Below are 21535 nucleotides of genomic sequence, written 5' to 3' on the forward strand. Positions count from 1 at the left end.
TAATCAGCGATAGTAAAGAACAGACCAAACAGGATGGATCGCGAGTTCCTGTACGGTCTGTTCTTTTTTGTCTACTACCTGCACTTTTTAGCAGAGTTGTTCCTTCCGGTGCTTTACGACCCCGTCGAGCGGTAATGCCGAACGCCAATTTGCCATAGAAGCAGGCAGGGGAGGATAAAAAACACGCCGGCGAGCGGAGACAGCATATATAGGAGATGATGCCCGTCCGTTCGGCCAAGCACGTAGAGCAGCGGCAAATAATTGACGCACCCAAGCGGGATGACAAAGGTGAAAAAATTCGTTACCCATTTCTCGTAGATCGACAAGGGGTATTTGGCCATTTCTCGGCCACCGTCGGTAAAGACGTTGGCTACCTCGAGACCTTGAATCGTCCAGAAGCTGAGCGAGGCGGTGGCGACGAACAGCCCCGTGAAGATCAGCACCCCGCAAACAATCATCAGCATTAGCGTAAAAAGCTTCGGCAGAGTCAGCTCAACCGGCAGCTTGCTCAGCGACCAGACCAAGACGATCAAGCTCTGCAGCATGCGGCCCACCCTGGCGAATTCGAATTTGGATCCAAGCACCTGCAGGATGGTGCTTCTGGGCCGGACAAGCAGACGGTCGAAGTCACCGCTGCCGACCAGGCTTGAGAACATATCGAAACCGCGGGCGAACGTCTCGCTAAGGGCATAGCTAAGCCCGATAATCGCATAACATAAGGCCGCTTCGTAGAAGGTCCAGCCTTTTACCTGTCCAAACTGCGCGAACATAAAGTATAACCCGGCGAGCACGGTTAGCGGAGTAAGCGCCTGCCCCAAAGTCAACAGCCAGAAGGAGAGGCGATATTGCGCCTGCGATTTGAACAAGATGGATATATATTTCAGATAAAGATACATGCGGGTTAACCTCCTTGAACAACGACTTGGCGAAGCGCATGCTTCAAGCACCATCGGCCAAACAGGACTAATACAGCCAGCCATATGAATTGAACGAGAATGCCCCAAACCGCATCGGATTGCGGGATTTGCCCGGAATAGACGCGAAACGGAAAATCGGCAGTCCAGCGGAAGGGCAGCGCATAAGTAACAGTCTGCATCCACTTCGGCATCAGGGGAACCGGAATAATCATCCCAGCCAGGAACTCTCCCAGCACTGCGATAACAAGGGTGGAGCCAACTGGGGACATCGTCCAAAAGACGGAAATGTAGATAAACATGGAGATGGCGATATTGACGGCGAGTCCTAACAGCAGCGTCACCGCAAACAGGGCAAAGGTTGTTCCCGAGGGCGGCACGGATAAATTATAGGGTTTAGGCAGCAGGATTGCGACGAGTAAAATAGGGACGCAACGCAAAATAGCGCTCGATAAACGCTGGGCAAGCAGCTTGGCATACCAGAAGGAGTAGATCCCGCATGGCCTGCACAATTCATAAGCGATATTGCCGCTTGTGATAAGGTTAAAGATCTCGTTCTCTCTGAACCAGAGCATGACAAAGGCTAGGAAAATTTGCTGCAGCCATATATAAGTAGCTAACTGCTCCAGCGACATAGGGGGCTGAGCCGAGCTGTGTTGATAGAAAGCGACATACACCATGATAAAGATAAAGCCAAAGAACAATTGGGTAGCCATGCCTGCGATTGCGGCAGTCCGATACTGAAGGCCGCTTACAAAACGCAGCTTCCAGACCGATAAGTAAGTATTCATATCCGGTGCTCCTTATAGAGCTCGAGCACAAGCTCCTCTACAGGCGTTGTGCCAACCTCGAGGTCTACGACTTCAACTTGCTCGGATAGTCTGGCAATAACGCTGGCGACCGGCGTGGCGTCGATATCCATGCTGTAAACGGCACGCTCCGGCGACCACGATAGACAACGAACCCCGTCGATATGTACCGGCTCGTTATGCTCGCGGTAATCGACCGTAACAATCCGATTCGATCCGAATCGGCCGCGTAGATCGTTAAGCGTGCCGTCATAGAGGAGGGTGCCTTTACCGATCATAAGGATCCGGTCGGCTAACGCTTCGATATCGTTCATGTCATGCGTGGTTAAGATAACAGTAACGCCACGTTCCTTATTGATTCGTTTGATAAACTGGCGGACGGCGATTTTGCTGGCGGCATCGAGGCCAATCGTTGGTTCGTCGAGGAATAGTATCTTAGGATCGTGAAGAAGGGAAGCGGCGATTTCGCATCGCATTCGCTGGCCTAGACTAAGCTGCCTGACAGGCGTCTGAAGAATGTCCGTTAGCGATAGCGATTCGGTCAGCATGTCAAGGTTCGTTCTGTATGCATCGGCGGGAATTTTATAAATATCTCGCAGGAGCCCGAAGGAATCGATAACGGGAACGTCCCACCACAGTTGAGTTCGCTGGCCGAAGACAACGCCGATATTCCGGACATAAGCTGCGCGGTCTTGCCAAGGCGTGTAGCCTAGAATCTTGCAACTTCCGTTGTCAGGTACAAGAATGCCGCTCATGACTTTAATGGTAGTCGATTTTCCCGCTCCGTTTGGACCGATATAGCCAACGATCTCGCCGGGGGAGATGTCAAACGAGATATTGTGGAGCGCCTCGACAATCGTATGCTCCCGGGTGAAGAGGGCTTTTACCGCTTGCCGGACCCCGGCCGTCCGCCGAGCAACCTTAAATGACTTATTAATACCTTGCAGCGCAATCATGGAATGATGCCTCCTTATGAATCGTTTTTAGTCCAGAAAAAAAATATACCGATATTTTCTAATAAAGTATAGACTTATAATAAAAGCCGGGTTATAATACTATTATAGAGCTCGAGGATATCTACGAATTGGAAAATATTAATTTTTATTTTTTTAGGGACGAAAGTTGTTGTTTTGTTTCTTAATTTAAATACATTGACCGTACATAAGACTTGCATATTGCCCCGCGCAAATGCAGGCTTTTTTTATTACACCCTCATACTCATCAAAAAGGGCGCTTCCTCTTTAGGAATGTGCCCTTTTGACTTTCCATGAAATTATTTCCTGAATTTATCGTCTATATAGGGCTTCCAGGGGTAGGAAAATCCATTGTTGCCAATCCATATAAAACTTTTAGAGAAGTTAACAAGGATTTCGAACGTTCGCATAGTATTCATTTACGCAGTAGGTTTTTTTGGCAAGAAGGAAGGCAATAGCAAGTCTACGGGGCGCAGGTGATTCTTAATTGTTAATTTATGATTATATCGTGAATCTGTCGATTTTTTCTCTGATGGTCAGTATACCGTTCGTGCTCCGTTCCTTTATAAATCTCAAGCCGCTGAAGCATCCGCTTTGGGTTGGCCTCTATGCGGGCGTTGTTTCGGTCATCCTCGTACTATTAGCCGTGAAGCAGGAAGGTTATGTATACGATATCCGGTATTCTCCCGTCATTTTGATGTTTGCCTATCTTGGCCCCATTCCAGGCTTAATCACCGGGTTATTCGCGTTGTCCGTCCGATTGCTCTCAGGCAGCAATTGGTTGCCCGCCATCGAAGGCTGGGCTTTCATTATGCTGGTCTTTTCCATTCTTCACGTTTACTTCTCCCGCAGGCAGCTGCCGCCTTTCAAGAGGAGCATTATTTTTTCTGGTGCCTATGTTGTGCTATATGCTTGCGTGGTATTTACCTTCCGTATTTTGATGAACGAACCTCTCTTTCATTTGCAATATGTCTGTTTTGTCCTGTTAGGAGTCTTTGCAGGCTCATTGTTGATTGAATCTCATGAACGTCTGCGCCGCACCATTGACGAACGCAACGAAATGGAAATGTCCTTGCACGAAAGCGAATATCAGTACCGGCTGATTGCCGAAAATACGTCCGATCTCATTGTGGTGATGGATCCCGATCACTCGATCAGATATTTTTCGCCTTCGCATGCGTTCGTCCTCGGATATTCAAGTCTGTCTCTGAACCGCGCGGAGCTGGACCGGATCATAAGTCCCGATGATGCGAAGGTATTCAACCAGACCGTACGGACGATAATGGAGCAGAAAAAATCGCTCTCCATGGAAATTCGGTTCCGGCATCTGGACGGCCGATTGATACCGTTTGATTCCCTCTGTAAGCCGGTCGAGGGGGCGAGAGGCCAGATCGAGCATATTGTCATTATCAGCAGGGATATTTCCGAGCGCAAAAAAGCGGAGGAGTTTCTTTTGCAATCCGAAAAGCTCTCGATTGTCGGAGAATTGGCTGCAGGCGTAGCCCATGAAATTCGCAATCCGCTGACTACTATCAAAGGTTTTCTCCAATTATATAAGTTAGAAAATCCTACAATGAAGTACGGCGATCTGCTTCAAGATGAACTGGAACGCATCGAAATCATTACAAGCGAGCTCCTGTCGATGGCTAAGCCGCAGGCCGCCATGTATACCATCGCAAACGTAAAAGACGTCATCGAGCAAACGCTGGATTTTTTGACGCCGCAGTCATTGATGAACAATATCGAATTCAAACGCGAGTACGAAGGAGATTATTTTCCGGTTACATGCGCCAAGCATCAATTAAAGCAAGTGTTTCTCAACATTATTAAAAATGCCGTAGAATCCATGTCTGCAGGAGGAGAAATTCGCATCAGCCTTCAAATGAACGCTCTCGGGGAATGTCTCATTATCATTCAAGACCAAGGCTGCGGGATTCCGGAAGAGCATCTTCACCGTTTGGGACAGCCCTTTTACAGCTTGAAAGAGAAGGGGACGGGACTTGGGCTCATGATCAGTCATAAAATCATTAAGCAATACCATGGCCGTATTGTTTATCACAGCAAGGTTGACGAAGGCACGCGGATTGAAATCAGGCTGCCGGTTCATGACGGCGCAAGTAATGAGGGGCTTAGTAGCGATTAAGAATCAGAAGAGAGGTTTATTATGATAATGGAAGTCATTGCCACCTGCATGGACGATGCCTTGACGGCGGAGGCGAATGGAGCGGACCGTCTCGAACTAATAACAGCCATTACCGAAGGCGGATTAACCCCTGGAATCGGTCTGATCGAACAAGCGGTACAAGCCGTGCGGATACCGGTATTTGTTATGGTGCGTCCGCATAGCCGTTCATTCGCATACGCAAAGCATGATATCGATACAATGGCTTTAGACATCCAAGCGATTGTAAAAGCCGGGGCCTCAGGCATCGTGCTTGGCGCTTTAACGCCGGAGGGGAAAATCGACGAGCAGGCGCTGGAGCGGCTCCTGCCGCTGACTGGCGGTTTGCAAGTGACCTTTCACCGCGCTTTTGACGAGCTTGAGGATCAACAGGAAGGTCTCCAGACCTTGTTGAAGTACCCGCAAATTACGCGCGTATTAACGTCCGCCGGGCGTAGACCGGCGATTGAATCGGTGCGGGAGATGGCAGGGCTGGTTGCTGCGGCAGGAGATAAGAGATTGACGATTCTGGCTGGAAGCGGACTTATGACGGAAGGCATAACGGATTTTATTGCGGACACCGGCGTAAAAGAAGTACATTTCGGATCAGCCGTTCGTTATGGCAAATCCAACCTGTCGCCGATTGATCCCTCAGCGCTTCGAACGCTCGCTGACAAGGTACACCAAATGAAGTGAGATAAAAAAAGAACCTGGGCAAATGGCTCAGGTTCTTTATATTGCTTATAAATAAACACGATGATATAATCGGTTTACGACTGGTTACAAGTAAATGGACATAATTATCTTATCTTACAATTTAATTGTAGCATGTCGATTGAAACCCTGTCAACTGTTTTCTCAAATTTATGATCAGGAGAGATGCGGAATGAATTCATTGGTTCTTGGTTTTAAGGAAATGGATAATAAGCAGCTTTCCCTCGTTGGCGGAAAAGGATTAAATCTTGGCGAATTATCAAAAATGAATGGCATACGCGTACCCGATGGATTTTGCGTGACCACCGAAGGATTTCGAAAAGCGATGGAACCAAACCAATCGTTTCATGCTCTGGTGAACCGGCTAGCGGTACTTACGCCTGGGGATCGAGAACTAATCGCCGAGATCAGTAGCGAGATACGCCAGACCATTAGGCGGACCGAAATTCCCGCGGATGTTGTGACAGCCGTTACTCATTTCCTTTCGCAGTATGGCGAGGAGGCTGCCTTTGCCGTACGATCCAGCGCAACAGCGGAAGATCTGCCTCATGCCTCTTTTGCCGGTCAACAGGACACCTATCTCAATATTGTCGGAAGAGAAGCGGTCTTAACGCATATCGGCAAATGCTGGGCGTCTTTATTTACGGACCGCGCGGTTATCTACCGGATGCAAAATGGTTTCGACCACAGTCAGGTTTATTTATCTGTTATCGTGCAGAAAATGGTTTTCCCATACGCATCGGGGATCTTATTTACCGCCGATCCCGTTACGTCGAGCCGCAAGCTGTTGTCCATTGATGCCGGGTTTGGACTCGGTGAAGCTCTGGTCTCCGGTTTGGTATCTGCCGATTGTTATAAAGTGCAAGATGGTATCGTTGTCGACAAGAGAATATCAGCCAAAAAAATCGCGATCCATGCGCAGGAAAATGGCGGAACCGTAACGCAGGAAGTTGCGCCTGATGAACAGAAAAAACAAGTCCTCGCGGAGGAGCAAATTTTGCAATTAGCTCGGATCGGAAGACAGATTGAAGCTTATTTCGGCTGTCCGCAAGATATCGAATGGTGTCTGGCGCAGGATACATTCTATATCGTTCAGAGCCGGCCAATCACAACCTTGTACCCGATTCCCGAAGCGAATGATCAAGAAAACCATGTTTACGTCTCTGTTGGCCATCAACAAATGATGACCGATCCGATCAAACCGCTGGGGCTGTCTTTCTACCTGTTAACGACTCCTGCGCCAATGCGGAGGGCGGGCGGAAGGTTGTTTGTTGACGTTACCCGAATGCTTGCTTCAGCGGATAGCAGAGAAAGGCTTTTAAATACAATCGGACAATCCGAACCGCTGATCAAGGACGCCTTAACAACCGTAATCAAACGAGGAGATTATATCCGGCCCATATCCATGGATGCTTGTGAACCCCATCCCGGCCAAAGCCAAAAAGCTGCTCCGCCTGCAAATGCTCAAGGAGAACCAAAGCTTGATCCCGGCATCGTAGCTGAGCTGATTAAAAACAGTGAAGCGTCGATCGAAGAATTAAAACAAACGATCCAAACGAAATCCGGCGCGGAGCTATTTGATTTTATTAAGGAAGACATTCAGCAGTTGAAGAAGGTGTTATTTAACCCGCAGAGCATTCAGGTGATTATGGCTTCCATGAACGCTTTGACCTGGATTAATGAGAACCTATATAAATGGTTAGGCGAAAAGAATGCAGCGGATACGCTTTCCCAATCGGTTCCGAACAATATTACTTCGGAAATGGGTCTGGCGCTTATGGATGTCGCGGATGTTATTCGTCCTTATCCGCAAGTCATCGAATACTTACAGACGGCTAAAGATGATTTGGAAGGATTGGTTAAGGTTGAGGGAGGACGGGAAGCTCAAGCGGCCATTGACAATTATCTCGCCAAATACGGCATGCGGTGTCCCGGAGAAATCGATCTAACGAGAACCCGTTGGAGCGAGAATCCGGCAGCGCTTATTCCCATCATTCTGACGAACATTAAAAACTTCGAGCCAAATGCCAGCAGCCGTAAATTTGAGCAAGGAAGGCAGGAAGCTTTAAGGAAGGAACATGAGATATTAGAACGATTGAGGCAATTGCCGGATGGCGAGTTTAAAGCGAACGAAACCAAGCTGAGGATTGATCTGATCCGGAATTATGCCGGTTACCGGGAATATCCGAAATACGGAATGGTCAGCCGTTATTTTGTATATAAGCAGGCCATTCTGAAGGAAGCGGCACAACTCGCGCAAAAGAATGTCATCCAACAAAAAGAAGATGTCTACTATCTCGCTTTTGAAGAGCTTATAGAGGTTATACGCACAAATCAACTGGATGATCAGCTCATCAGCAAACGGAAAGACGATTATAAGCTGTACGAAAAGCTAACTCCGCCGCGCGTGATTACCTCTGACGGCGAAATCATTGCGGGTGAATACAAACGCGAAAATCTGCCGGCAGGCGCTATTGCAGGTTTAGCTGTCTCCTCCGGCGTTATAGAGGGCCGGGCACGCGTCATCCTGAACATGGAGGAAGCGGAGCTCGAGGACGGGGATATATTGGTTACTTCTTTCACGGACCCTAGCTGGACCCCTTTATTTGTATCCATCAAAGGTCTGGTCACTGAAGTGGGCGGACTTATGACGCATGGAGCGGTTATCGCGCGCGAATACGGTTTACCCGCGGTAGTAGCCGTTGAGAATGCCACTTCTTTGATTAAGGACGGGCAACGAATACGCGTGCATGGAACGGAAGGGTATATCGAAATATTGTGATGACCAGCGAACCGCATAAATCTGATCGGAAATACACATTCTAGGTTTAGCTTTTGCAGAAAGGATGAGCCCTGAAATGTCAAATAACAAAAATTACAACCATAACCAGCATGATCATACCGATAATAATGATCAGCGGCAAAATAGCGTTCATGGCGGCGAATACCGCAATGGACGTCTAAGCCAAATTAAAAATAGCAATCCGAAAGGCGAAGAAGTACAAAATGAGTTCTTGAGCGATAAAGAATTATAGGCAACGAGAAAATACGAGGAATAGCAGCCAGTTGGCTGCTGTTTTTTGTTGCAGGCAGCTTTGTTGCTGCACCCGAACGGAATAGGCGCGTAAATTATTCCATTTTACTTGAGATCTTGCATCAGGAACGTATGTTTGGTATATATTAATAAGAACAAATGTTCCTGGTGGGGTGAAGGCGGATGGAAAGGTTTATCGGCAAAGTGGTTCAGCTGATCTATATTGATCGGAAGCGCGAGGTAAGCATACGCGATGTTCGCGTTATATCGGTTAAAGCTGGACGGCTGAAGGCGTATTGTTTCCAGGCGCAAGCCATTCGTATTTTCACTCTCGATGGAATCGTTGATGTGGAGATCGCGCGAAAGAAAGAAGGGGCTTAACCTGTTAAACGATACGGAACGGAAGCTGCTCAGGATTCTTTATAATCGAAACGGCCATCAGAACACGCATATTTTTATTCCGGAATTAGCGCGTTTCGCTCAAAGGGAAGTTGGCCAAATCCGAAAGGCTCTTGAGAATTTGCGCGAGGAACGCTTCATCGAATGGGAAGATTCGATGGATTACGTAAGGGTTATTCCCGGATGGCTGCAATTTCGTTAAATCTAAAGAGCCCGCTTGTATTGAAGCGGGCTCTTGTTATTTGGGCAAACTTCTTATTTACCGTTAAACGCGCTAAGCATCCAAACATGCTTTTCGAGCTTGGTATGGATGGCAAGCAGCATGTCCGCCGTTGTTTCGTCGCCGGCTTCCTCTGCATCCTCCATTCCTTCCTTAAGCTCATCTATCACTAACGAGAAATCTTTAATCAACTGGTCTACCATCTGTTCGGCTGTCTCCTTGCCGCTTGCTTCCTTAAGGGTGGACTCTTTCAGATGTTCGGTCATTGTGGCGATCGGCTGGCCTTTTACCGCAAGCAGGCGTTCCGCGATCTCGTCGACATGCAGCGCCGCTTCTTCATAGAGCTCCTGGAACTTAATGTGCAGCGTAAAGAACTGCGAACCTTTGACATACCAGTGATAGTTGTGAAGCTTCGTATAGAGAACACTCCAGTTGGCGATCTGGCGGTTCAAGTGTTGTTGGACGGTTTTGGTTGTTTTTGTAGTCATATTCGATTCATTCCTCTCGAGATTAATAAAGAACTCTGGTTAATAAATAAACAGGAAAACAATCGTTGAAACAGATACGCTCTATTTACTCCCGAACATCCGTTTGGTATAGTCGATTCAATAAGGTATCGTGAACGGTGAAGAGCGAGGAGAACGTTATGACAAATACTGTGCAATTATCCGTGCGTGCGCTCGTTGAATACGCTTATAGGAGCGGGGATATCGATACGGCTTTCCGATCTGCCGTTGCGCTTACGGAAGGAACGAAGGCGCATCAGCAAATTCAGCGGCAATATGGCGAGCTGGATGCCAAAGAGGTATATGTATCGACAGAAATGGCTTTCCAAGATCTGCTGTTTGTCGTTGACGGACGTTGCGACGGTCTACTTCAGACGGAAAGTAGGCTAACGATCGACGAGATCAAATCCACCTCCGGCAGGCTGCCCGCACATATGGAAGAGACGTACGCCGTTCATTGGGCGCAAGCATATTGTTATGCCTATATGGTGGCAAAGGAGCGGGAGCTTGATACGATCAACGTTCAGCTCACTTACCTGCATATAGAGAGCGATGAATGCCGCCGTTTCGTGCGTCCGATGACCTTTACGGAACTCGAACGGTTTATTCTCGATACGGTTAGCCGGTATTATCCGTTTGCCTCAATGAAACATCATCATGCTACAAACCGTGATGCAAGCATCAAGAAACTGGCTTTCCCGTTTCCTTCGTATCGTGCTGGCCAGCGAAAACTGGCGGCTTCCGTGTACCAGACGATTGCGGATGGGCGTAAATTATTTGCGAAGGCGCCAACCGGAACAGGCAAGACCATGTCGACACTGTTTCCGGCAGTGAAAGCAATCGGGGAAGAACGGCTGCAGCGGCTCTTTTATTTGACAGCCCGTACGACTACGCGCACGGCTGCGGAAGAGGCGCTTAAGATGCTGAGCGAAGGCGGGCTGCATTTGCATGCCGTTACGCTGACCGCAAAGGAAAAGGTTTGCTTGAAAGATGAAGTTCGGTGTGATCCCGAGTACTGCGAATTTGCAAAAGGGTATTACGATCGCGTAAATGGCGCTATTCTTGACATGTTAGGAAACGAAACAGGTATGACGCGCGAAGTTATTGAACGGTACGCTTATAAACACCGGGTCTGCCCGTTCGAATTTTCGCTGGATGCCGCTTATGCGGCGGATGCGGTCATTTGCGATTACAACTATATCTTTGATCCCCGCGTAAACCTGAAGAGGCTGTTCGAGGAGCAGAAGCGGAAGACGGCCTTGCTGGTGGACGAAGCGCATAACCTTGTCGACCGGGCACGCGAAATGTATTCCGCTGAGCTTCGAAAAGCCGATTTTCTTGCTTTGCAGCGAGCAAGCAAAACTATTCGTCCGCATGTGTACCAATCGGCGAAAGCGGTAAACCAATATTTTATCGCTTTGCGCAAATCGATCGAGGAAGGCGGCAATGAAGCAACCGGCAAAAACATGGAGCGTTACCTGCCGGAGCAATTGCTTGAACAACTGGAATCGCTTGTCCAAGCGGCAGAAGAGCAATTGGCACAAGGGGACCAAGATCCGTTATTGCTGGATGTCTATTTCGGTTGCCAGCAGTTCTTGCGCATAGCCAAGCTGTATGACGAGCGATTCGTTACCTATGCGGAGAAGGAAAGGAATGACGTACGCATTAAGCTGTTCTGCCTCGATCCATCGAATCTGCTTCGACAATATGCAAAAGGCTACAAGGCGCAGATTCTGTTTTCCGCTACGTTGTCTCCTCTTCATTACTTTATGGACATGCTTGGCGGAGACGCAGAAACGGATTACGCCGTCGCCATTCCCTCGCCATTCTCGTCCGAACAGCTTGATGTCCGGATCGAACGGCTGTCAACCCGTTATCAGGACCGCGAAAGGACAATGGGCAGGGTTGCCGGATTGCTGTTTACGATGGCTGAGCGGCATCAAGGCAATATTCTGGTATTTTTCCCGTCCTATGCCTATCTGAATGGCGTGTATGAAAGGTTTGCGGAACTTCCACGATCATCGGAAGAGGCTGCAGCTTTTACAGCGATGGTCCAAAGACCAAATATGTCCGAGGAGGAGCGGGATTCCTTTTTGGCTGCTTTTGCACCGGATAATGACGGCAAGCTGGTCGGCTTCGCCGTTATGGGGGGCATTTTCTCGGAAGGGATCGATTTGGTGGGGGATCGGCTTACCGGCGTGGCCATCGTTGGAGTAGGATTGCCTCAGGTCGGGCTGGAGAGGAACATTATCAAAGACTACTTTGATCGCCAAGGGAAAAACGGCTTTGAATATGCTTACGTCTTTCCCGGCATGAACAAGGTGCTGCAGGCTGGCGGCCGGCTTATCCGTTCGGAAAGCGATCGCGGAACACTATTGTTGATCGACGACCGATATACGCATCCCCAATATGCCAGGCTTCTGCCGCCGGAATGGAGTACGAACGCAATTAAGGTGGACTGAATTGTGCTGTATTAAAAGGACGAACCTCAAGTACAAGTGGGGGACGTCCTTTTTTTGATGGAAACAGTTCCCTATAAAACTCTTGCAATAAATATATGTATGCGATATATTGCATATAAGATTAATAATCGATAATAAAGAGTAAGGATGATTAAAACCATGCCCGTACCTAAAAATTTCGTCTCGCCTGTGCGGATGTCCGCAAAAGAAAGAGCTTTCTCCCAAATTCAACGATGGATTATCGACGGTACCTTGCAGCCCGGGGAAAAACTGATCGACGCCGAACTGGCTGAGTCGCTTGGCGTAAGCCGCACGCCAATTCGAGAGGCTTTTCAATTGCTCGAAGTACAAGGGCTTGTGTCCACGCATCCGGGCAAAGAAACAAAAGTAACGGAGATCGAGAAGGAAGATATTTTCAAGATGTATTCCACAATGGCCGTTCTTCAGGCATTAGCAGCCGAAGTTACAGCAAAAAACATTGTTCCCGATCAAATCGAGCAGCTGCGGGCGATTAATCTGGATTTCGCAAATTCCATTAAGAGCGGTCAAGCTTATCAGGCCATGGAGGCGGATGAACAGTTCCACAATCTGATCGTGGAGCTTTCGGACAATCCTTATATCGCTTCCTTCAGCGCATCCCTTCAGATTCATATCCGTCGATTTAAGTATGTGTTTCTCAAGCAGCCGAATACCGCGACGCATACTTCAGTCGAAGAACATGAGCAAATTATTTCGGCCTTTGAGAAAAATGACGGTGAGCTTGCCCATACCCTGATGAAGCAAAATTTCATTCGTCCCATGCAGGAATTGCATCAGTTACTTTAGGAGATAGGAGCGAGGAACATGGCAAATGGAAAAGATCTTCGAATTCGCAGCAAGGTAATTAGTGAAGGAGTTAATCGGGTACCCAACAGGGCGATGCTGCGCGCCGTAGGTTTTACCGATGAGGATTTCAAGAAACCGATGATTGGCGTAGCCAGTACCTGGAGTGAAGTCACCCCGTGCAATATGCATATCAACGACTTGGCAGCTGAGGCTAAGCAAGGAGTTCGCAATCATGGCGGCGCTCCGCTGATTTTTAATACGATTACGGTATCAGACGGCATATCCATGGGACATGGAGGCATGCTGTTCTCGCTGCCAAGCCGGGAAGTTATTGCGGATTCGATTGAAATTGTAACCGGAGCCGAGCGGTTTGACGGTATAGTGGCAATTGGCGGCTGCGATAAAAACACACCGGCTTGTCTGATGGCCATCGGACGTATGAATCTTCCAGCCGTTTACGTGTATGGAGGTACCATTCAACCCGGTAATCTGGATGGGAAGAAAGTCGATATTGTTACGGCTTTTGAAGCGGTAGGTCAATATCATGACGGAAGAATGACGGATGAGCAGCTCCATAAGGTGGAATGCAGCGTGTGTCCGGGACCGGGTTCATGCGGCGGTATGTATACCGCCAATACAATGGCTGCGGCGGCGGAAGCAATGGGCATGTGTCTTCCGGGTTCTTCATCCACGCCAGCTATTTCGCCTGACAAAGCTGCGGAATGCGCTGCAGCCGGTAAACAGGTTATTTCATTGTTGGAACAGGAGATTTACCCTAAGGACATTATGACAAGGAAAGCGTTCGAGAATGCGATCACGGTTGTTATGGCCTTGGGAGGTTCAACCAATGCATTTCTGCATTTACTCGCTATTGCGCATTCGGTAGGCGTTGATCTAACATTGGATGATTTTGAGCAGATTCGCCTACGCGTACCTCATTTGGCCGATCTGAAACCTAGCGGCCGATACGCCATGCAGGATTTAAACGATATTGGCGGAGTTCCGGGCGTTATGAAGTTATTGCTTGCCGAAGGTCTTCTTCATGGGGATTGCCTAACCGTTACCGGAAAGACGCTGGCTGAAAATCTTGCCGAAATAGCTCCGCTGCAACAGGACCAGGACGTTATTCGTCCATTGGACAATCCGCTGAAGCCAAACGGACCACTTGTCGTACTTAAAGGAAACCTTGCTCCGGAAGGGGCCGTTGCCAAAATGTCAGGCATGAAAAATCTGCGGTTTGTTGGACCAGCAAAGGTGTATGACAGCGAGGAAGAAGCAACTGAAGCCATCTTGAGGAATGAAATTCACAAAGGGGACGTATTGGTAATTCGTTATTGCGGACCTAAGGGTGGACCGGGCATGCCGGAGATGTTATCCGTTACCGCGCTAATTGTAGGCAAAGGTCTTGGCGGGGAGGTTGCTCTGCTAACGGACGGACGGTTCTCTGGCGGTTCGCACGGATTTGTAGTTGGCCATGTGTCGCCGGAAGCGCAGGTAGGCGGACCAATCGCGCTGCTAAGGAATGGGGATATCGTCACGATTGACAGTGAAACCCAACAGATCATGTTCCAAGTGACAGAAGAGGAATTGGCCGCTCGGACACAAGCATGGGTGCAGCCTCCGCTCAAAGTAAGTTCAGGTGTATTGGTCAAGTATGCCAGATTGGTTTCCTCCGCTTCTAAAGGCGCGGTTACTGATCTTTAATGCTTCAATATCGGCTTAAGCTTGAGAGCGTGTTTCATATCCGCTTTAGTGGTCTAAGAGAAGATAGCGACGCTAAAGGAGGAATAGACATGCCCTGGAATAAAGACAACTATCCGGATTCTCTTAAAAACTTCATGGCGCCAGTCCGCAACAAAGCAATTGATATAGCCAACGAGCTGCTGAAGGAAGGCTATTCAGAAGGCCGCGCGATTTCCATCGCAACCGCCAAAGCCAAAGAATGGGGAGAACATCACGATAAGCAGATCCGGAAGAAAGGCCATTGAGGAAATAAAGCTTCATTCGTTAATCACATTAATTAATGTGTTCCTTAATTGAATATCTGATGCCGCGTAAATCGCGGCTTTTTTTTATTTTGGGGAACCGCGCTTCATAATCGTAGGAGCTGGGTATATATCATAAAATTCACATGGAGTAGAATGCGAGTGTGATTTTCTATGGATTACGAAATGATAACGGTTAAGCTGATCACTGGTTTCTTTGGTCTCTGGCTCATGACCAAGCTGCTCGGCAAGAAGGAAATTTCCCAATTAACACCGTTCGACTTCGTCTCATCGCTTATGTTAAGCGAGCTTGTAGGAAATACGGTCTATGACCGCGATGCGCACTACTCGATGCTCCTATACGCCCTCGCTTTATGGATGGCGCTATCGCTTACTCTTGAAAAGGCGATACAGCTTATGCCATGGCTCTCGGTCCCGCTAAATGGCAGACCGGATATCGTAATCCGCAACGGCGTGATCGATGTCAAGGCGATGAAACGGAATCGGTTGGATATGCATCAGGTCGGAATGCTGCTGAGGGAACAGGGGGTATTCACCGTTAAGGAAGTCGCGTTTGCGGTATTTGAACCAAACGGCAGCCTTAGCGTGATGAAAAAGCCGGACCAAGAGCCTCCGACTCGGGCAGAGTTGCAAATGAAGGAGCCGGTGGCCGGTCTTTCGCGAATTCTTATCGAGCAAGGTCAAATGCAGCGCGGCGAACTTATAGATATTGGCCGCAACGAGGAATGGCTGCTATCTCAGCTGGAGAAACAAGGCATTGATCGCATTCAGGCCGTCTATTACGCCGAATGGTCGGAGGAGGAGGGTCTGCATATTCAACTCAAGAAGAGTAGTGGATAAGGGGTGGCTTTTATTAAAACGAAGAAGGCATTTGTACGATAACAAAGAATAGTATTATCGTATGGACAAGTTAACGGACAAGGGGAGCGAAGACATGAGGATTGATCTATCCGGAAAAGTAGCCTTGGTAACGGGAGCGACGGGCGAACTGGGCCGCGTCATCGCACGTACGCTCGCGGAGTGCGGAGCAGATGTAGCATTGCATTATCATAGCAATGAAGCCAAAGCTGTCGAATTAATGGGCGCAATCGAAGCGCTCGGAAGACGAGCTATCTCTATTAAAGCAGATGTGACGAAGCAAGATTCCGTCGCAGCGCTGCAGAAATCCGTCGAATCGAGCTTGGGTCACGCGGATATCGTTGTAGCGAATGCGGTCGTGCAGTACAAGTGGACTTCCGTACTGGAGCAGCCGGCCGAGGACTATGCGAGCCAATTTGAGTCCTGCGTCATGCAAAGCGTATATCTGGCAAAAGCCTTCATTCCTTCCATGATCGAGAAAAAGTCCGGACGATTCATCGGCATTAACACGGAGTGTTCTATGCAGAACTTCCCGACGCAATCGGCTTATGTAGCAGGCAAAAGGGGCATGGATGGCGTATACCGGGTGCTCGCGAAGGAAGTCGGCGAACATCAAATTACGGTCAATCAAGTCGCTCCGGGCTGGACGATCAGTGAGCGCGAGCGCGCGAATGGCATGGATGAGAGTGACAATTATATCAAGAACGTTCCGCTTAAGAGACGCGGTACTGACCAGGAGATTGCTAATGCGGTCGCGTTCCTTGCTTCGGATTTGGCCAGCTTCATCACGGGGGCTTATATCCCGGTCAGCGGCGGCAATGTGATGCCAACGATATAAATTCGGATTCCCAAATAAAGATGAGACTTAAACAAACCGGCCGTACATATTGTACGGCCGGTTTGTTTAAGTAATATATATTATGCTTGCTGAGTCAACGGCAGCGTGATGAAATACGTCGTGCCCGCGCCTTTTTTGCTGGTGACCTCGATCTTGCCGTTCATGCCCCGAAAGACGCTGAAGATAACCATGGTCCCGAGGCCGGTACCCTTATCTTTGGTTGTATAATAGGGCGCTCCTAGCCGGTTAATCTGTTCCTGGCTCATGCCAATGCCGGTATCGGCAATCGAGATAATGACGGTTTGGTTAGGCTCGTTGACCGTGTAAGTCAAGGTGAGTAACCCGCCTTCGGGCATTGCCTCGATGCCGTTCTTGCCGATATTAATGATGGCCTGCATGAACTTTGACTTGCTGCCGTATACCGTTGCCGGGAGCATAATGTCCGTGATGATCTCGACGTTTTGCATATTCGCGTAGGAACTCAGGATTTGAGATGCTTTCGCGAGAGCCTCCTCCAGAACGATAGGTTCTAGCCTCTCGACCTGAGGCTTGGCGAGCGATAAGTAATCGGAAATGATCGATTCCGCCCGGTCCAGCTCTTCGAGCGTAATGGCGGAAAATTCTCGACGCTTCCGTTCGTCTAATGCCGGATCGGACAACAGCTGGATGAAGCCGCGCACGGACGTTAACGGGTTGCGGACTTCATGCGCAACGGACGCCGCGATTTCGCTGACGATCTTCATTTTTTCCGCTTGAATGATTTCCTCTTGCATCCGATTTTGCGAGCGGATCATTTCTATCATGAACACCAGCATTACCGCCATGATGCACTGCATAATGATGACAGGAAGACTCGGAACGAATGAAGATATAAAAAAGGTATCTTCGCCTTCGAACATAGCGTATAAATTGACGACCGTGACGCGCAAAAAGAAACACATTCCGCAAACAAGCAGCATTCTTTTCCTGGCGCTGGCTTTCTCATAGATTTTGAAGAGAAACAACAAGAGAACGATCGTTGGCACCAGCGAGAGGAGGTAATGAAATAGATCGATACCTCCCAAGATCTGCCTGTACGCTAGCATGCTGCCAAATAAGAGCAACGTAGTATAAATGCCGCCGTAGAGAGAACCGATCACGAGAGGAATTGCTCTGAGGTCGAGCACCGAATCGAAGAGTTTGACCGGAAAGGTCATTGTAATGATCAGGGGAATCAAAAATGAAACGTAAACGAAGAGCGGATTCTTGCTTTTATGGAAAGGCCGGTAAAAAATCAAAGGCAGGAAAATGATGAATGCATTGAGGATGAAGTCGGAATGAGGGATCATGTGATGTTCCTTTCGTGAGAGCTTGCCTTTATTTTCGAGAAAGAACCTTCATTTCCTTCAAACCTGGAGAGTTAATTTTATATGAACGATAGGAACATGCGGAGGAGAGAAAGGACTTTACGTCTTCTGTATAGAATCTTTCGTTTAAGACATAACATACTAATATAAATTCGAAAAGAGGTAATTCCCTGTGATTACGGTAACAACTGAAAACATTCAAGGCTATAAAGTGGTTGAAGTAAAAGGACCTGTATTTGGTCTTATTGTTAGAAGCAGAGGAATTGGCGGTGACATCATGGCTGGTTTGAAATCCCTTGTTGGCGGGGAAATCAAACAATACACGGCAATGCTTGAAGATTCCAGGAAAGAAGCCATGGACCGCATGATTAAAAATGCCGCTCAAATGGGCGCGAACGCCATAGTCATGATGAGATACGATTCTGGAGAGATTGGCAAGAACATGAGTGAAATCGTGGCTTACGGAACGGCTGTCGTTGTGGAGAAGATCTAATGAAATGGGTAGTTGGTTACTATGTAATAGAAGGTATAATTGTTCTAATATGCATTTTGCTAGGTTACTTTATCTATGACAAACGATTTAATCGCAACCATGGCACAAGGGTTCCCAATGGGTATCATGAGACGGATGAAATCAATATCGATCCTGTCACAAATGAAAAAACCAGGGTTTATTATAATCCGGACACGGGAGATCGTTTTTATCGAAAGTTATAACGAAAGGGGACCCGCGTCATGCGCGTGCTTTATGAAGCAGCTTCCGAAGAAGGTCGCGACGGATTTGTCGTGGGCGACGTCAACGAACTCTTCGGCAAGAAGGGGAACTTTCGGGTACTGCAATTTTCGGATACGCTCGTGCAGGGAGCGCTCGATCTAGACGATCCGCAGCGGATCGTGTTCGAATACCCTCGCGCGATCATTCATCTTCTGGAGCACAACCATTCGAGGCTGGAACGCGTTTTCCAGATTGGACACGGGATTGGAACAATCGCCCGGCATTTCCCTGGCGCGCGGTTCAAGACGGCAGAGCTCGATAAGCGGATCGTCCTAGCTAGCGAACGATATTTTGAATCCGCCGTTTAATCCGTCGCAATTGGCGACGGCCGCAAAATTTTGGAGGACGAGGAAGCGGAAACATACGATGGCATCATTGTGGACGCCTTCACGGACAGCGGCGTACCCCGGCATTTGACCACGGACCGTTTCTTTGCGGCAGCGGCGGACAAGCTCGAAGCCGGAGGGACGATTGTGCTGAACGTGACAGGCAAAGGACCAAGCGACCGGCTGATCGGTGCCCTTCATGCGACGCTGCGAGAGTCTTTCTCTCACGTATCGGCCTCCATGCTGCCAGCGGACCGGGCTTCCGAGGCACGGAACGTGCTTCTTGCAGGTAGGAATGGACGAATCGATTACCGGGTCCGGGATATGGCCGGCTTTGTTTCGTTTGATCCTGCCCCGGGCCATGTCATCATGGATAACGGTTGACCATAAAATTATAGAGGGCACCCAATCGGGTGCCCTTGATTTTATTAGACAACAGAAGATTGTTTATTCATTTCTTGGCATAAGATGTGCGGCCCGCCACTCGCTGGGAGTAATGCCGGTAACTTTTTTAAACACGGTGCTGAAATGCTGGCTTGTCTTGAAGTCAAGACTTAAAGCAAGGCTGGTAATGGGAGTATCGGTATGCATTAACAGCTGTGCGGCATATTCTACACGCAAACGTTCCACGAATGAAGAAGGCGACTGACCGAAACATTGCCGGAACAAGCGGTAAAAATGGGACTCGCTTACCCCAATTGAGGCAGCAATGTCCCTGTTGCTCCAATGCTTCTCAGGGTTTCGCCTTATGTTTTCTACAATAGAACGCAAACCGGCTTGCAGATCTTCTGGAACATGCAAATCAGGAGGAGGCTCGGTCATGTTTAGTATCAGGTCTAGCACAAAATGACGGACTTTCAGCTTAAGCCAAGGCTGCGCCTCCGTTTGAAGAGCATGCTGAAGCCTTCGGAAGCTTATTTTCAATTGAGCATTGGCCCGCAAAACCCTAGGCAGACTATGCAGTTTCCCTATAACAGCATCGGCTTCGTTTTCGCTTAGACCAAGCCAAGAGGAATCCGCTGAAGGCATTTTTACAATCATCCACCAGATCGAGCAGGGCTCCATGTAGTCCATACGCGCACGGTGAGGCTCATTCGGTCGGGTATGGAACATCTCTCCAGCCCTTGTTTCATAATGTTGACCGTTAACCTCCCAAGTTACTTTACCGCTTTCTATTAACACAAATTCAAAGGCTCCGTCATGCTCATGATGAGACAATCTAAGCGCTTCGGTGAAATGATCATAGCCAAGCATAAGAAGCTCTGGAACCTGTACGACATTGGGATTGGCTTTGGCCTCTTCATATTCCCAGCGTCCCGAACGGTCTTTCCCGGTTGTCATGGGCAAGTCTCCTTGTATCAAATCATATCCATGTATAAAATCCTATTCGATAGTTTCCGGGACGTCAAAGCCTAAAAAAGTTGATATCTTAAATGGGAATCAACATTATAGGCGAAGAGGTGGAATGATGGGTTTTATTCCTTATGAAGTGACTGCGCAAGACAAACAGGATTTCGAACGTGACGGGTATTGGATCAGCCCTAAGCTTATTGACGACGAGACGATTGAAAAGCTTCGACTGGCACATGAACGGATATGGGCATCCGATTTCGACGGTGATGGTTACCCCATGCATGATATTCGTATTCCGGAGAATAATACGGCGCTGCGAAAACACGATAACGGCTGGTGGATTAATGACGAGGTTAAAAACCTTGTAACTCATCCGGATTTAGGACGTATGTCCGCTGATTTAATCGGTGAAACCTCTATTAGACTATGGCATGATCAGATCATCTACAAACCTAGTGCCTCGGGCCAAGAAACGATGCTGGGCAATGTAGGATGGCATCAGGACTATGGCTTTTGGAGATGCAGCAGTACAACTAATATGGTAACGGTCTGGATTGCCTTGCAAGATACCGATCTAAGCAATGGGGGAATGAGAACGATATTGGGTTCTCACAAGTGGGGAGTCGTAGAAGGCAGTGCTGCTTTTTTTGACCAGGATTTGGATGGTCTTAAACAGAAATTTTCCAAACTGGGGGAATGGAAGGATGAGCCGTGCATTTTGAAAGCCGGCCAGGCAAGCTTCCACCATGGATTAACGTTCCACGGCTCCGGTCCAAATCTGTCAGAGCAACCGCGGCTTTCCATTGTCGCGCATTTGATGCCCGGGGATACGGTTTATAAATCAGGCAGGGGTAGACATGACAACGTTCGTCTAATTGGTCCTCGTCCGTACGACGGCCAGCCTTTCGACAATGAATACTTTCCTTTGCTTTACAGTAAATAAAGCACTGCAAGTAACGATGCTAGAGGATGCATCGATGAGCTAATGAACGGGAGTTTACCTAGGGAAGATAAT

Annotated in this window: 22 protein-coding genes; 16 read left to right on the forward strand and 6 right to left on the reverse strand. The window is 48.4% G+C overall.

Features of this window, described 5'->3' with window-relative positions; translation table 11 throughout:
• Positions 1 to 113: 113 nt before the first annotated feature.
• Genes WFK81_RS07210 through WFK81_RS07220 form a run of 3 tightly spaced genes read right to left on the reverse strand, consistent with a single transcriptional unit; the run spans position 114 to position 2679 of the window.
• The gene (locus tag WFK81_RS07210) at positions 114 to 896 is read right to left on the reverse strand and encodes an ABC transporter permease (protein ID WP_336785779.1); all 783 of its coding nucleotides are present in this window, start codon (positions 894 to 896) and stop codon (positions 114 to 116) included.
• Positions 897 to 901: 5 nt separating this feature from the next.
• Complete coding sequence (locus WFK81_RS07215; RefSeq protein WP_336785780.1) at positions 902 to 1705, reverse strand: ABC transporter permease; 804 nt, start codon at positions 1703 to 1705, stop codon at positions 902 to 904.
• Positions 1702 to 2679, reverse strand: a complete 978-nt coding sequence (locus WFK81_RS07220; RefSeq protein ID WP_336785781.1) for an ABC transporter ATP-binding protein — start codon at positions 2677 to 2679, stop codon at positions 1702 to 1704. Before WFK81_RS07220 ends, WFK81_RS07215 begins: the two co-directional genes overlap by 4 nt.
• A 505-nt stretch (positions 2680 to 3184) precedes the next feature.
• On the opposite strand from WFK81_RS07220, the gene WFK81_RS07225 reads away from it, so the two are divergent.
• The 6 genes from WFK81_RS07225 (at position 3185) to WFK81_RS07250 (ending at position 9207) form a co-directional block, all read left to right on the forward strand.
• Positions 3185 to 4840, forward strand: coding sequence for an ATP-binding protein (locus WFK81_RS07225; protein WP_336785782.1), 1656 nt, complete (start codon positions 3185 to 3187; stop codon positions 4838 to 4840).
• A gap of 21 nt (positions 4841 to 4861) precedes the next feature.
• Positions 4862 to 5554: a copper homeostasis protein CutC gene (locus WFK81_RS07230; RefSeq protein ID WP_336785783.1), complete on the forward strand. Its 693-nt coding sequence runs from the start codon at positions 4862 to 4864 to the stop codon at positions 5552 to 5554.
• A gap of 190 nt (positions 5555 to 5744) precedes the next feature.
• Positions 5745 to 8354: a phosphoenolpyruvate synthase gene (gene ppsA, locus WFK81_RS07235; protein WP_336785784.1), complete on the forward strand. Its 2610-nt coding sequence runs from the start codon at positions 5745 to 5747 to the stop codon at positions 8352 to 8354.
• Positions 8355 to 8430: 76 nt separating this feature from the next.
• Positions 8431 to 8607: a hypothetical protein gene (locus WFK81_RS07240; RefSeq protein WP_336785785.1), complete on the forward strand. Its 177-nt coding sequence runs from the start codon at positions 8431 to 8433 to the stop codon at positions 8605 to 8607.
• A 182-nt stretch (positions 8608 to 8789) separates the two neighbouring features.
• A complete protein-coding gene (locus WFK81_RS07245; protein WP_336785786.1) occupies positions 8790 to 8987 on the forward strand; it encodes a hypothetical protein in 198 nt (65 codons plus the stop codon).
• On the forward strand, positions 8941 to 9207 hold the full coding sequence (locus WFK81_RS07250; protein ID WP_336785787.1) for a hypothetical protein: 267 nt from the start codon (positions 8941 to 8943) through the stop codon (positions 9205 to 9207). The genes WFK81_RS07245 and WFK81_RS07250 overlap by 47 nt, the downstream gene beginning before the upstream one ends.
• A gap of 53 nt (positions 9208 to 9260) precedes the next feature.
• On the opposite strand, the gene WFK81_RS07255 is transcribed toward WFK81_RS07250, so the two are convergent.
• Positions 9261 to 9713, reverse strand: a complete 453-nt coding sequence (locus WFK81_RS07255; RefSeq protein WP_336785788.1) for a Dps family protein — start codon at positions 9711 to 9713, stop codon at positions 9261 to 9263.
• A 158-nt stretch (positions 9714 to 9871) separates the two neighbouring features.
• Here WFK81_RS07255 and WFK81_RS07260 point away from each other — a divergent pair, with 158 nt between their 5' ends.
• The 6 genes from WFK81_RS07260 to WFK81_RS07285 all read left to right on the forward strand — a co-directional run bounded on the left by WFK81_RS07260 (position 9872) and on the right by WFK81_RS07285 (position 16720).
• Positions 9872 to 12193: an ATP-dependent DNA helicase gene (locus tag WFK81_RS07260; RefSeq protein WP_336785789.1), complete on the forward strand. Its 2322-nt coding sequence runs from the start codon at positions 9872 to 9874 to the stop codon at positions 12191 to 12193.
• A gap of 159 nt (positions 12194 to 12352) precedes the next feature.
• Positions 12353 to 13018, forward strand: a complete 666-nt coding sequence (locus WFK81_RS07265; protein WP_336785790.1) for a GntR family transcriptional regulator — start codon at positions 12353 to 12355, stop codon at positions 13016 to 13018.
• Between the two features lie 18 nt (positions 13019 to 13036).
• Complete coding sequence (gene ilvD / locus WFK81_RS07270; RefSeq protein ID WP_336785791.1) at positions 13037 to 14722, forward strand: dihydroxy-acid dehydratase; 1686 nt, start codon at positions 13037 to 13039, stop codon at positions 14720 to 14722.
• Positions 14723 to 14811: 89 nt separating this feature from the next.
• Positions 14812 to 15006, forward strand: a complete 195-nt coding sequence (locus WFK81_RS07275; RefSeq protein ID WP_336785792.1) for a DUF2188 domain-containing protein — start codon at positions 14812 to 14814, stop codon at positions 15004 to 15006.
• 171 nt (positions 15007 to 15177) lie between these two features.
• On the forward strand, positions 15178 to 15864 hold the full coding sequence (locus tag WFK81_RS07280) for a DUF421 domain-containing protein (protein WP_336785793.1): 687 nt from the start codon (positions 15178 to 15180) through the stop codon (positions 15862 to 15864).
• A gap of 94 nt (positions 15865 to 15958) precedes the next feature.
• Positions 15959 to 16720, forward strand: a complete 762-nt coding sequence (locus tag WFK81_RS07285) for an SDR family NAD(P)-dependent oxidoreductase (protein ID WP_336786434.1) — start codon at positions 15959 to 15961, stop codon at positions 16718 to 16720.
• Between the two features lie 80 nt (positions 16721 to 16800).
• Here WFK81_RS07285 and WFK81_RS07290 read toward each other — a convergent pair whose 3' ends face one another.
• Entirely contained in the window at positions 16801 to 18048 is a 1248-nt protein-coding gene (locus tag WFK81_RS07290; protein ID WP_336785794.1) for an ATP-binding protein, read from the reverse strand.
• Between the two features lie 190 nt (positions 18049 to 18238).
• Here WFK81_RS07290 and WFK81_RS07295 point away from each other — a divergent pair, with 190 nt between their 5' ends.
• The 3 genes from WFK81_RS07295 to WFK81_RS07305 all read left to right on the forward strand — a co-directional run bounded on the left by WFK81_RS07295 (position 18239) and on the right by WFK81_RS07305 (position 19551).
• Entirely contained in the window at positions 18239 to 18559 is a 321-nt protein-coding gene (locus WFK81_RS07295) for a YbjQ family protein (protein WP_336785795.1), read from the forward strand.
• A 242-nt stretch (positions 18560 to 18801) separates the two neighbouring features.
• Positions 18802 to 19149: a hypothetical protein gene (locus WFK81_RS07300; RefSeq protein ID WP_336785796.1), complete on the forward strand. Its 348-nt coding sequence runs from the start codon at positions 18802 to 18804 to the stop codon at positions 19147 to 19149.
• A gap of 9 nt (positions 19150 to 19158) precedes the next feature.
• Entirely contained in the window at positions 19159 to 19551 is a 393-nt protein-coding gene (locus tag WFK81_RS07305) for a fused MFS/spermidine synthase (protein ID WP_336786435.1), read from the forward strand.
• Between the two features lie 63 nt (positions 19552 to 19614).
• Here WFK81_RS07305 and WFK81_RS07310 read toward each other — a convergent pair whose 3' ends face one another.
• Positions 19615 to 20508 (reverse strand): AraC family transcriptional regulator, encoded by an 894-nt coding sequence (locus WFK81_RS07310; protein ID WP_336785797.1) that lies wholly within the window; start codon positions 20506 to 20508, stop codon positions 19615 to 19617.
• Positions 20509 to 20635: 127 nt separating this feature from the next.
• Here WFK81_RS07310 and WFK81_RS07315 point away from each other — a divergent pair, with 127 nt between their 5' ends.
• Positions 20636 to 21463, forward strand: a complete 828-nt coding sequence (locus WFK81_RS07315) for a phytanoyl-CoA dioxygenase family protein (RefSeq protein WP_336785798.1) — start codon at positions 20636 to 20638, stop codon at positions 21461 to 21463.
• Positions 21464 to 21535: the final 72 nt, after the last annotated feature.

It is taken from the genome of Paenibacillus sp. MMO-177, assembly GCF_037147795.1.
Lineage (GTDB): Bacteria > Bacillota > Bacilli > Paenibacillales > Paenibacillaceae > Pristimantibacillus.